Origin of the sequence: Neisseria sp. CCUG17229, assembly GCF_047839235.1 — a bacterium.
Classification (GTDB): Bacteria; Pseudomonadota; Gammaproteobacteria; order Burkholderiales; family Neisseriaceae; genus Neisseria; species Neisseria brasiliensis.
Genome location: NZ_CP181247.1, coordinates 1,396,590 through 1,409,321, shown reverse-complemented (window position 1 = coordinate 1,409,321; position 12,732 = coordinate 1,396,590). Strand labels below are relative to the sequence as shown.

Annotated in this window: 10 protein-coding genes; all 10 read right to left on the bottom strand. The window is 52.5% G+C overall.

Annotated features, from left to right (window positions below; genetic code table 11):
- Positions 1-18: 18 nt before the first annotated feature.
- The 10 genes from murB to ACM67B_RS06740 all read right to left on the bottom strand — a co-directional run bounded on the left by murB (position 19) and on the right by ACM67B_RS06740 (position 12,706).
- Positions 19-1,056, bottom strand: a complete 1,038-nt coding sequence (murB, locus tag ACM67B_RS06785) for a UDP-N-acetylmuramate dehydrogenase (RefSeq protein ID WP_416189000.1) — start codon at positions 1,054-1,056, stop codon at positions 19-21.
- Between the two features lie 121 nt (positions 1,057-1,177).
- Positions 1,178-2,554 (bottom strand): MATE family efflux transporter, encoded by a 1,377-nt coding sequence (locus tag ACM67B_RS06780; protein WP_416188999.1) that lies wholly within the window; start codon positions 2,552-2,554, stop codon positions 1,178-1,180.
- A 285-nt stretch (positions 2,555-2,839) separates the two neighbouring features.
- Complete coding sequence (locus ACM67B_RS06775) at positions 2,840-5,065, bottom strand: NADP-dependent isocitrate dehydrogenase (protein ID WP_416188998.1); 2,226 nt, start codon at positions 5,063-5,065, stop codon at positions 2,840-2,842.
- A 189-nt stretch (positions 5,066-5,254) separates the two neighbouring features.
- Positions 5,255-6,460 carry a beta-ketoacyl-ACP synthase gene (locus ACM67B_RS06770; RefSeq protein ID WP_416188997.1) on the bottom strand — a complete coding sequence of 402 codons (1,206 nt, stop codon included), beginning with the start codon at positions 6,458-6,460 and terminating at the stop codon, positions 5,255-5,257.
- A gap of 16 nt (positions 6,461-6,476) precedes the next feature.
- Positions 6,477-7,004: a hypothetical protein gene (locus ACM67B_RS06765; protein ID WP_416188996.1), complete on the bottom strand. Its 528-nt coding sequence runs from the start codon at positions 7,002-7,004 to the stop codon at positions 6,477-6,479.
- An 86-nt stretch (positions 7,005-7,090) separates the two neighbouring features.
- Positions 7,091-8,329 (bottom strand): NAD(P)/FAD-dependent oxidoreductase, encoded by a 1,239-nt coding sequence (locus ACM67B_RS06760; RefSeq protein ID WP_416188995.1) that lies wholly within the window; start codon positions 8,327-8,329, stop codon positions 7,091-7,093.
- Between the two features lie 79 nt (positions 8,330-8,408).
- Positions 8,409-10,718 carry an MMPL family transporter gene (locus ACM67B_RS06755; protein WP_416188994.1) on the bottom strand — a complete coding sequence of 770 codons (2,310 nt, stop codon included), beginning with the start codon at positions 10,716-10,718 and terminating at the stop codon, positions 8,409-8,411.
- 55 nt (positions 10,719-10,773) lie between these two features.
- Positions 10,774-11,412 (bottom strand): hypothetical protein, encoded by a 639-nt coding sequence (locus ACM67B_RS06750; protein WP_416188993.1) that lies wholly within the window; start codon positions 11,410-11,412, stop codon positions 10,774-10,776.
- Positions 11,394-12,422: a beta-ketoacyl synthase N-terminal-like domain-containing protein gene (locus ACM67B_RS06745; RefSeq protein WP_416190535.1), complete on the bottom strand. Its 1,029-nt coding sequence runs from the start codon at positions 12,420-12,422 to the stop codon at positions 11,394-11,396. The genes ACM67B_RS06750 and ACM67B_RS06745 overlap by 19 nt, the downstream gene beginning before the upstream one ends.
- Complete coding sequence (locus ACM67B_RS06740) at positions 12,419-12,706, bottom strand: acyl carrier protein (protein WP_416188992.1); 288 nt, start codon at positions 12,704-12,706, stop codon at positions 12,419-12,421. Before ACM67B_RS06740 ends, ACM67B_RS06745 begins: the two co-directional genes overlap by 4 nt.
- Positions 12,707-12,732: the final 26 nt, after the last annotated feature.

Genomic DNA, 12,732 nt, shown 5'->3' with positions numbered 1-12,732 from the left:
ATTCCTTAATGGTATAGACTACAAACTGTATGAAGCCGGCAGCCAGTTGGGTTCGGCATGCAGCGAGACTTGGAATTTTTCGTCCACTTCGCGGCAAATGTGCTGCGCCAACCGGTAAACATCTTGGGCTTGGGCATTGTTTTTATTCACCAACACCAAAGCCTGTTTATCATGCACGGCCGCGCCGCCGATTTGAAAGCCTTTCAGACGGCATTGGTCAATCAGCCAGCCTGCAGCCAGCTTAACGGTACCGTCGGATTGCGGGTATTGCGGTATATTAGTGTATTTACTCGATAATAATGCAGCTTGCTCGGCGCTGACAATCGGATTTTTAAAGAAACTGCCGACATTGCCAAGAATGTTCGGGTCGGGCAGCTTACTGTTGCGGATTGCACACACGGCATTCGACACATCTTTCGCCGTGGCTTCTCGGCCTTGGCAGATGGCTTCGACTGCGGCGGCTAAATCACCATATTTCAAATTAGGCGTGAAATGTTCTTTTAAGGCAAACACCACCGACACAATCACATAGCGCCCTTTGCCTGCCTGCTTAAAAAAGCTTTCACGATAAGAAAATTGGCAATCGGCATTGCTCAATTCAACAAAAGTTTCAGTGTCCAAATCAAAGCAGCGCACACTGTGGATTACGTCTTTCACTTCCAAGCCGTATGCACCGATGTTTTGCACCGGCGATGCGCCGACTGTGCCCGGAATCAGACTTAGGTTTTCCAAACCGTTTAAGCCCAAATCCAGCGTGTGCAACACAAATTCATGCCAAATTTCACCGGCTTGTGCTTCGATATACACAAGGCCGTCTGAACGGCTGATTTCGCGCACGCCTTTATTCGCCATGTGCACCACCAAACTGGAATAATCTTCCATCAGCAGGATGTTGCTGCCGCCACCCAACCACAAGACATTGTCGCGGCTGAATTCGGGCAGGCGGATGATTTCGCGGATATCTTCGGCTTGTTCCAAAACGGCAAAAGCACGGGCGTTGGCTTTGAGGCCGAAGGTGTTGTAAGGGGTCAGGTCGGTTTGATAACTGAGTTTCATGATAAAGCCTGAAGAAAGGTTTCAGACGGCAGAGCATGAGGCCGTCTGAGTCTGAAAAATAATAATAATATTATAATATATCACTTACTTTCAGACGGCATATGATAAGGCCGTCTGAAACTTATCGTGTATAGGATTTCACAAAGGATTTGCTGCACAATTCCAAGCACCAAACCAATGCAATCGCGGCAATGGTGAGCGATACGATTAAGGCCGTCCAAAAGCCGTTTAAGCCCATGTCGAAGCGGTAGGCCAAGATGTAGCCCGGCAGCAAACCGCACAGCCAAAACGCAATTGCATGGATATACATCGGCACTTTGGTAACTTTATAACCACGCAGGGCATAAGAAGCAATGCACTGGGTCGAGTCTGATAGTTGGAACACCGCCGCCAGCAGCAACACGCCCGCAGCAATGTTCAACACCATCGCATCGTCGGTGTACATGCTTGCCAAAGGATAACGCAATGATACCAAAGCCAAGGCAGTGATAACAGCCAATGCCCAGCCTAAAATCAACGATACGCCGGAAATATAGCGGGCGCGGGCAAATTGGCGGCGGCCGAGTGCGAACCCCACGCGTACTGTTGACGCAGCGCCGACGCTTTGCGGCACCATATAAATAATGCCGGTCAGGCTGATGACCACTTGCTGCGCCGCCACATAATCTTCGCCCAAACGCGCCACCAAAAACACGATAAAGGTAAACGCGCTGGCTTCCAAAAAGTAAGACAGACCAATCGGCGCGCCCAGTTTCCAAAAGTTTTTAAACGCTGCCCAATCCGGCTTGCTGAAGCGGTCGGTGAGCTTGAATTTCTTGAAATAATCCTGCTTGGTCACATACAGCCACAAAGCAATGGCGTTGAACCAAAATACCAAAGCCGTTGCCAAGCCGCAGCCCGCACCACCCAAAGCCGGCATACCGAATTTGCCGTAAACAAACATATAATTGAGCGGCACATTCAGGAAAAACGCCGCCACGCTCACCCACATAATCACGCGCGGGCGGTTGAGGCTGGAAGCATACGCATGCAGCGCACGGTGTATCATCGCCGCAGGCATGGCCAAGCCGGTAGAAATCATATACAGCGCCATCGTGTCTTCGATGTAGTCGCCCAAATCCAGCCAATTGCGAAACGGCACAATCACCGCCCACATCAGCAGCATCCCGAATACGCCCAGCGCCAATCCGAACCACAAACCTTGTCGGCCGGTTTCGCCCACTTCATCGAATTTAGCCGCTCCGTTGAGCTGGGCGATGATAGGATTGAGCGCGGTCATGATGCCGATAAAGGTGATGAAAATCGTGGCAAACGCACCGCTGCCTAAGGCTACCGCGGCCAAGTCTTCCTTACCCGCGCCACCGGCCATCACGGTATCGACGAAACCAATGCCGACCTGCGCCACTTGTGCCAACAGCATCGGCACCGCCAGTAGAATCAAATGGCGGATTTCTTTTTTGAAAACGGGAACAGGGTAACGGTTGATATCGAGAAACATGACAATGGCGCAGAAAATAAAATAGGCCGTCTGAACATTCAAACGGCGCGGAATCGTTAAAGCCGTATTATAGGCTAAATCAGGGTAGGCGGATAGATTGTTTCGGGTGATAGTAAATCAGGTTTTTCAGGCTGATATCTTTGCAAAATCCCTATCTCAGGCCGTCTAAACGATAAAGCAATATACAAAAAGGCCGTCTGAAAGCATGATTCACTTTCAGACGGCCTTTGATGAATGTCAGCAGCCAAATCCAATCAATTTACACAAGATTCGGCTTTGCTTTCATTACAGTGCAGCCAAAGCAGCGTTCAAAGTAGCGCTTGGGCGCATGGCTTCAGAAGCCAATTCTTCGTTCGGGCTGTAGTAGCCTTTGATGTCCACAGCTTTTCCTTGACCGGCAGCCAATTCTGCCACGATTTTGTCTTCGTTGGCAGTCAGGGTTTCGGCCAGTGGCGCGAACTTGGCTTTCAATTCAGCATCTTTGTCTTGAGCGGCCAATGCTTGTGCCCAGTAGAGTGCAATGTAGAAGTGGCTGCCGCGGTTGTCGAGTTCGCCGGCTTTGCGTTTTGGCGATTTGCCGTTCAACAGTAATTGCTCGGTCGCAGCGTCTAAGGTGTCGGCCAAAACTTGGGCTTTGGTGTTGCCGGTTTTTTGTGCCAAATGCTCAAACGATACTGCCAAGGCCAAGAATTCGCCCAAAGAATCCCAACGCAAGTGGTTTTCTTCCAAGAATTGTTGCACGTGTTTCGGAGCAGAGCCGCCCGCGCCGGTTTCAAACATGCCGCCGCCGTTCATCAATGGCACGATAGACAACATTTTCGCGCTGGTGCCCAATTCCAAAATCGGGAACAAGTCGGTCAGGTAGTCGCGTAATACGTTGCCGGTTACCGAGATGGTGTCTTCGCCTTTTTTGATGCGCTCCAAGCTGAATTTGGTGGCTTCTACCGGAGACAAAATGCGGATGTCCAAACCATTGGTATCCAAGTCTTTCAGGTAGGTTTCCACTTTGTTGATCAAGCTCTTGTCGTGTGGGCGTTTTTCATCCAACCAGAACACGGCAGGGGTGTTGCTCAAGCGTGAGCGGTTTACCGCCAATTGCACCCAGTCTTTTACCGGCGCATCTTTGGTTTGGCACATGCGCCAGATGTCGCCGGCTTCAACGTCGTGTTTCATCAATACTTCGCCTGAAGCATCAACTACTTCTACCACGCCGTCGGCTTCGATTTCAAAAGTTTTGTCGTGTGAGCCGTATTCTTCGGCTGCTTGCGCCATCAAGCCGACGTTTGGCACGGTGCCCATGGTGGTCGGGTCGAATGCGCCGTGTTCGCGGCAGAAATCGATGGTGGCTTGATATACGCCGGCATAGCTGCTGTCAGGGATTACGGCTTTGGTGTCTTGCTGCTTACCTTCTTTATCCCACATTTGGCCAGAATTGCGGATCATCGCAGGCATAGACGCATCAACAATCACGTCGCTTGGCACGTGCAGGTTGGTGATGCCTTTGTCGGAATCCACCATTGCCAAATCAGGGTTGGCCGCATATACGGCAGCGATTTCGGCTTCAACCGCAGCTTTGGTTTCAGACGGCAATTTGTCCAAGTTGGCCAATAAGTTGCCGAAACCGTTGTTTACGTTGACACCAGCAGCGGCCAATTCGTCGCCGAATTTTTCAAACACAGGGGCAAAGAAAGCTTTAACGGCGTGACCGAAGATAATCGGGTCAGACACTTTCATCATGGTCGCTTTCATGTGCAATGAGAACAGCAAACCTTGCTCTTTGGCTTCTTTCACTTGCTCATTTAAGAAGCTTACCAAGGCTTTTTTGTTCATCACGGTTGCATCGATGATTTCGCCGTCTTTCAGGTTAACTGGTTTGCGCAATTCTTTTTTGTTGCCTTGTTTGTCGGTGAAGACAATGGAAACAGAAGTGGCGGCTGGTACGGTAACCGATTGTTCGTTATGGAAAAAGTCGCCACTTTGCATGGTGGCAACGTGGGTTTTGGAATCTTTAGACCAAGCGCCCATGCTGTGCGGATTTTTCTTGGCAAAGTTTTTCACGGCTTTAGGCGCGCGGCGGTCAGAGTTGCCTTCGCGCAAAACTGGGTTTACCGCGCTGCCTTTAATGCGGTCGTAGCGTTCGCGGATGGCTTTTTCTTCATCGGTTTTCGGGTCGGTCGGGAAATCCGGCACAGCAAAACCTTGCGCCTGCAATTCTTTAATCGCAGCAGTCAGTTGCGGCACAGACGCGCTGATGTTCGGCAGCTTGATCACGTTGGCTTCAGGTTTTTTCACCAGCTCGCCCAATTCGGCCAAAGCATCCGGCACGCGTTGCTCTTCTTTCAAGAAATCCGGGAAAGTGGCCAAAATACGGCCGGCCAATGAAATATCTTTGGTTTCCACGTCGATGTCGGCGAATTGGGTAAACGCACGCACGATAGGCAGGAATGATTTGGTTGCCAAAGCAGGTGCTTCATCGGTGTGGGTATAGATAATGGTGGCTTTGTTAGTCATAGAGATTCTCTTGTAGGTTAAGGTTTTTCTTTTCCATGCCAAGCGGTATGGCACGCGTTATTATGGCACAATTTAAAGGAGTTGGGGAATGCAATCATTATCAATAAGCTAGTTCTTTGGTATAGGAAAAGGCCGTCTGAAACTTTGCTTGAACCAAGTTTCAGACGGCCTTTGTATTCTAACCGATGATTACGCCCCAATTATCAATACACAATTGCTGCCGCCAAAGGCAAATGATGAACTGGCGGCAATGCGTTTTTCAGACGGCCAACAGCTTTCAGAATCAGTCAGTGCAATCGCCGGAAGATGAGCATCGGCGGCTTTATCCCACCATTGCGGCGGCAGTTTGCCTGAAGGATTGTAATGCGGATGGGCAATGCCCCAAGCGAATGCGGCTTCAATCGCGCCGGCGGCACCGAGTGTATGGCCGGTTTGCGGTTTGGTGGAAGTGCAGGGGATGTTGCTGCCGAACACTTCGGCCACGGCGATGCTTTCCATGCTGTCGTTGTGCAGCGTGCCGGTGCCGTGGAGGTTAATCCAGCCGATGTCGTCAGCGGATAAACCGGCATGGTTTAATGCCGTCTGAAAGGCTTGAATGGCGCCCAAACCGTCGGGGCGTGGGGAAGACATATGATAGGCATCGCTGCTGGCCCCATAGCCTAAAAGTTGCATGTCGCCGTCAAAATCGGCATCGCGCGTCATCACGAATACGGCGGCGGCTTCACCGATATTAATGCCGTCGCGGTTGGTTGAAAACGGATTGGCAAGGCCGTCTGAAAGCACTTCCAGCGCGGCAAAACCGTTGACCGTGAGCGGGGAAAGCGTATCCACACCGCCGCAAATGACCGCATCGCACAAACCGGCGCGTAATAATCTGGCTGCGCTGATTAATGCCCGCGCGCCGGACGTGCAGGCGGTGGAAACGACGTAATGCAGGTTGTGCAAACCATAGGCTTCGACCACAAATTCCGCCGGTGCGGCCATTAATTGCTGGGTTTGGGTAAAGGTTAATTCTTCCCATGCCACGCCTTGCGCGGCTTGTTCAAACATCGGGATGTTTTCGTCCACGCCGCTGGTAGAGGTGCCGATAACCACGGCGATGCGCTCGCTGCCGTAACGCGCTTTGGCGGCTTCGATTAATGGTTCGATTTGTTCCAAAGCATGCCACAGCAGCTGATTATTGCGGCTTTGCTGGTGCGTAGGCAGGCCGTCTGAAAACGGGCGCAGCGGCTCTTTTACCATGCCGAAAGCGTGGTTTTTGTTTTTGACCCATTCATCTGAAAAGGTCAGCGGGCTGTGCTCGGCTAGCGTGAGCAAAGCATTGATGTGGGTTTGCAAACCGCTGCCCAAGGCGCTGGTCAGCCCGGGGCGGCTGAGGTAAACGGGAATTTTCATTACGATAATATTTTTTCTATTCTTGAATCGGGCTGACTGTCCAGCGCGTATGGTCGGGGAAAGTAATCACAAAATCTTGTTGCTGCTGCGCGGTACACCACAAATCCTGATTGCGGAAGCGGAACAGCGCGCCTTGCTCTTGCATGCAGAAGCCATGGTTTTCAGACGGCATGGCATGGCTTGGCGGATAAATGCCGCTCGGATTATCGGCAGCAATCAACGGCAAAAGTGCGGCAAACAGGCGGCGTGATTGGGCGTTGGGTGCGATAAAGCCGTCGTTTTGCCAGCCTTTTCGGGTCAGGTTTTGGCGGGAAACCGGTGCGCCGAGCGCATCGGTTTGCACGAAACGCAGGCCGTCTGAAAAAGACTCCACCGCCAGCATGTTGGTTTGCACGATGTTGCCGTCGCGGTCGGTTTGTTCGAGTTTGTACCATTGGCCACTTGACGCCACGGCAGGTAAAGTTTGCGGTTGCGGCAAAACCGTGCCGACAGTTGAACAGGCCGACAGGGCGGCAACGGCAATCAAAATCATGATATGGCGCATGGGTTTCCTTGTTTTCTTGAATATCTGTGCGATTTCAGACGGCCTGAATCTTTAATTTCAGGCCGTCTGAAAACATTATCGCATGTTTATTGCAATTTGATATTACCGACCAATGCCGCCAGCGCTTCCAAGCGTTGGGCGTGTTTTTCAACGAACGGATTGGCCGTATCCCACGCATAACCTGCCAAAATAGACGAAATCATGCGGCTGATTTCGGGGCTGCGATTGGGGGCGTAAATCGCGTTTTGGAAGCTGTGGTCATACCAGCCGTTGACGTAGGTGCGGAACGTATCCACGCCTTGCATTAACGGTTGGGCAAATTCGCGCTGCCAATCAACGTTTTCACCTGATAATTGCTTGCCCAGCAAATCGGCCGCCAGTTTGGCCGAATGCAATGCGATGGTTACGCCCGATGAGAATACCGGATCGAGGAACTCGGCGGCATTTCCAAGCAGGGCGAAATGCTTGCCGTGTAAGGCTTTGACATTGGCAGAGTAGCCTTGGATGGAGCGGAACGGAAATTCGTTTTCCCACACGGCTTTATCGAGAATTTCGGCCAGCATCGGGCATTCATGTACCCATTTTTTCAACACGGTTTCGCTGTCGCCCGCCAATTTATCCGGTGTGCCGACCACGCCGATGGAACAGCGGTTGTCGCCGAACGGAATTGTCCAAAACCACACGTCGCGGTGTTGCGGGTGGGTGGTAATCAGGATTTTGTTGCGGTCGAATTTGGTGCTGGTAATGTTGTCTTCGATGTGGGTGAAATGCGCCATGCGCGGCGGCAGGGAAGACGGCGTTTCCAAATCAAGCAAGCGCGGCAGCACGCGGCCGTAACCGCTGGCATCCAACACAAAACGGGCGGTCAGCTCATACGCTTCGCCTGAATCGGTTTCTACGCTTAAACGCGCCGTTTCACCGCTGTTGTCAAACGCCGTTACGCCGTGGCCGAAGCGCACTTCCACACCTTGCTTGGCTGCTTCGTCAATCAGGATTTTATCGAACAAAGCGCGGCGGACTTGAAACGTGGTGCCCGGGCCGTCTGAAAATTTATCCGTGAAATCAAAATAAGTGTAGCGGCTGCCCCAAGTGAACGCCGCACCGTTTTTAAACTGAAAGCTCGGCTCAGCCGCCACCGCTTCGGCCATACCGGCTTCTTCGAGCATTTCCATGCAGTGCGGTAACAGGCTTTCGCCGATGACAAAGCGCGGGAAATGCTGTTTTTCCAACACGCAGACTTTGAAACCCTTTTTGTTCAGCAAAGCGGCGGCAACCGCGCCGGATGGTCCCGCGCCGATAACGGCGACATCAAATTGAGTGGACATGATTGTTTTCCAAGTGAAAATAAATGAAATGTAGCATGACTATTTTACGCTTGCACTATGCCGTCTGAAAGCAATATTTTCAGACGGCATGGCGCTTGAGCAACAGGCTTGCCAACACCAGATTGAGCCAAGTGCCGACTGCTACGGTGATGCCGAAAGCGGCCACGGCCGGTGTGCTGCTGAAGGCCAATAACACAAACGAAATGCCGGTGGTCGCCGCTGCGAGCAGCATGCCGCCGAAGCGGGCGGTTTCGCTGTGGCGGGCGGTGAGGGCGTACACCGAATAATCCACGCCGATGGCTGATACCAGCAACAAGCCGAACATAGCAAACAGGCTGACCGGAATGCCTGCCCAGCCTAGAAAAGCCACCGTCATCACCGCAGCGGCCAGCGGCACGGCTAAGATTTTGCCGCCGCGTTTGATGCCGAACATTTTCCACAGCAAAATCATGGCCACAGCATAGGAAAACAGCTTCAGCCATGCAGCATGGTTGCGCGTTTCGATGAAAGATTGATTGAGAAAACCGCGTTTGTCCGCCCAATGCACGCCTTCAATATTGGCCACCGCTGCGCGCACTGCCTCTGCATCGGCCAAGCCTTGCAAACGAACCACGGCAGCAAAACGCCCGTCGGCCACTTCGCCCAAATAAAGGTTGCGCCATGCTTCGGCTAGTTGCGGCTTGAGGCCGTCTGAAAGCGTCAGCGGCGGTGTGGTGGCGGCATCAAGCAGCGCTTGGCGGAATGTGGCTTCGGGAATGCCGATGTCGGTCATGATTTGCCATGTTTGCGGGCTGTCGGCCAAGTGTTTCAGACGGCCTTGTAGTGCAAGCTGCTCATCGGTCGGCTGGATAAACTGCGCCAGCGATTGCACGCCGCCCAGTTGCTTGGCTTGAATCGGTGGTTGCAGCGCGTTGATGACTTGCTTATTTTTGTGCAACAGGGCATCTTCGCTGGCGGCTTCGACCACCAAATATTGACCGCTGAAATCGGTGCCGCTCAATTGGCCGATTTGTTGGGCATCATGCAGCATTTCAGACGGCATGTTTGCCCATTGGCGGATGTCGTCGCGCCAGTCGCTGCGCCATAGGCCAAGAAGCGTGAACAGCAAAGTGGCAATCACAATCGATTTGTGCCACGCTTTCAGACGGCCTGTGGTGTGGTAAAGCCAAGTGGATAAATGGGCAAAAGGCTGGGTTTGCGGCGCGTGCTTTTGGAACCAATAAGGCAGCCACAAAGCGGTGGCACCAAATGCTCCAAGCAGGGCAAATGCGGAGAAAACGGCGGTTTGGCGCAACACCGGCAAAGACGTGAACCCGAGCAACACATAGCCCGACACGGTAATCAGCAGGCTGACGGCAAATCCGGGCAGCATCTGCTTCATCGCCGGCCATGCTTGCCATTGCGGTTTTTCAGACGGCCCGAATACCGATGGCGCAAGCCAGTGCAGCGGAAAATCGACTAACATGCCGACCAAGCTGGTGCCGATGACCAAAGTCAGCACATGCATATGGCCGAACACCGCCAAACTCGCCGCCAAACCCGTCAACATACCTGCCGACAAAGGCAGCAGCAGGGAAAAAGTGCGCTTACTGTGGAATACCCATGCCATCAGCGCAAAAGTCAGCACGATGCCGAAGCTGCTCATCAAAGTGCTTTCGCGCTCGGCCTGTGTTTTGGCGGCTGCGGCGAACAACGCGCCCCCTGCGGTTAAAATGTCCACCTTATCTGCTTGGGCAGTTTGGCGGCTCTCGTCCATCAGCTTGAGCAAGGCTTCATGTGAAAATCCGCCTGATTTGGGCAGACGGCCGCGCAGCCAAACCCATGTTTTGCCTTGTGAATCTTGGGTAAACAGCATACCGTTGTCGGGCTGCCATTGCAATTTGCTTTGCGGATTGGCTTTGTCGGCCACAAATCGCCCGAAGCCCAGCCAGTCTTGTTCCAACGATAAAGGCGTGGTGGCAAACGGATTGGCGGCATCTTCGGCGCGCTGCTGGAAATAGGCTTGCGGGTTGTCAGATAATAAATCGCGCTCTTTTTTGGGTAAAACCGCCAAGCCCAGCTGCTGCATATCGGCGCGCACTTGCGCTAAATCGGGCGATAAGCTTTCGTCTACCGCGGCAAATAAGCCGCTTTCGCGCCATTTATCGGCGAGGCTTGAGGCCGTCTGAAAAGCCTGTTCAGCATTGTCGCTGCCGGCCAGTAAAATCACTTGGCTGTTGAGCTGCGCTTCGCCCGCTTTATCCGCTGCTTGCAACACGATGTCTTGTTGCGTTTGCGGCAATAATTCGGCGAGGTCGGTTTGCAGCCAAGGGCGGGCGGCGGTGTGGTAAATCACAAAGCCTGCCAGCAGCACAATCAGCAAGGTATAAAGACAGCGGTAGAAAAGCATGGGGATTCTCGTGTTTCAGACGGCCTGATGGCAATAGGTCGTCTGAAAAATATGTTTAATCAACATCATGATTTAAATCAGCTAAATAGTGAATCAGGCTTTGCCAATAATGCAGGTTTTCAGATGGCCTGTTTACTTTATCGAAATGATTCAAACGGGCGTCTATTTTATTTGAATTGCGTTCCAACAGCAGCCACACGCAGCCGTCGCTGTCGTTTTCCTGTTCGCGCTCACGGCAAAAACCAAGTGCGATTTGCGGTTTGGCAAGCAGGGCGTGTTTCACCAAGCGCAATGCTTTTTGCCATGAATGCGTATTGTGATCGGCGGCACAAACTACCGTCGCGCCATTGCTGCCCAAGGCTTGCGCGGCATGAAAGGCAGGGGCATTATGCAGGTTGGCCATAAAGTCGAAAGGCATGGCAGCATGGTGGTTTAACACGTTGTCGGCCATTTTTTGAAACAGCGCAGGCGAAGCAAAAGGAGTGGCAACGTACACCGCGCAATCGGTGCGGACGGCGGTGTGTTGGCGCAAACGCAAAGCACCGAGCGTGGCAATCAGGCTCAGGCGACTCAAGCGGCGGCCGTTGATGCCGCTTTCATTTTGCAACATTTGCTTGAGGGTTTTATTGTCGAGGCCGCTGCTGTCGAAAAATACGGCGGCACTGAGGTGTTTGCTTAAGATGTCCATTGCCATACCATGCTGGTGTTGCTGCCGCCGAAGCCGAAATAGTTGGTGAGATAAAGGCCGTCTGAAAAAGCAAGGGCTTGACCTGAATAATCAACACCTTGGCCTTGCTGCAAAGATTGTGCCAACAGCGCGGTTTCGAGCGCGCCCGCTGCGCCGAGGGTGTGACCGATTTGCGGCTTGAATGCCAACAGCGGCGGCAGCTGGGTAAACATTTGCGACAGGGCGGACATTTCGGCGCTATCGCTGTCATGGGTGCCGACACCGTGGGTTTTCACGGCGACAATATCCTGTGGCTTGGCATGGGCGGCGTTTAGTGCCTGTTCCATCGCGCTTGCTTGCGCTTGGCTGTTGCTTTGAATCAAATCGTTGCCGGTGTTGGCGGCATGGCTGATAAGTTGCAGATGTGAAGATGACGGCGCATCTGCGGAAAATGCCAATGCGGCTATGCCTTCGCCGAGTATAAGGCCGTTGCCGTTAAACGGACGGTAAGTGTCGCTGAATAAACCCAAGCTGTGAAAATGCAGCAAAGTCATCAGGTTGAAGCTTTCTACGCCCAATACGAAAGCGCGTTTTGCCGCTCCTTTTTTTAAAAAGTTTGCCGCTTGAATCAGGGCATGGGCCGATGAAGTGCAGGCGGTGGCAAAGCTGAAAATATCGTCATTGCCGCTGCGGGCTGTCAAGTCGTCGGCAAGGTGCAGCAGGCTGTATCCGGCGTGGTTTTCGGCAGCGTGAAATATATTTTCGTATTCCGAGGCATTATAAGAAGCGGAACCGATAAACACCGGATATTCATGCCAGCTTTCAGATGGCCAACCGGCCTGTTCTGCGGCTTGGCGCAAATGCTGTTCGGCCAAATCGGTTAATTCTTGGCGGCTCAGGCTTTGGCTTGCAAACGCGCGAAAGTAAGGTGTATGCACGGTTTGCTGCAAAAAGCGGAAATCCACCATTTCAGGCCGTCTGAATGCCGCTTGCGGATGGTTTGCCGAAGTGAAAGTATAGCCCGCTAAATACATTATGCGCCATGCTCCTTGCGGATAAAGGCGGCCAAATCACGCACGGTCATCATGTGTTTGCGCACCATGCGGTCACCCTGTAAGCGTACTTGGAAATATTGCTGTAAGGCCACGGCGGTTTGCAATGCGTCGAGCGAATCCAAACCGATCGGGCTGTCGTCGCCGAACAAGACCGCATCGTCGGCAAAATCGGCCAAATCGATTTCATCGGCTTTGTCGGCGGTGTCGAGGATAAGTTTTTTCAGTTCGGTTTCGAGCTGTTGTGGAGCAAGGGTAAAAGTGTACATATTTTTAACCATTAAAAAAGTGTTCA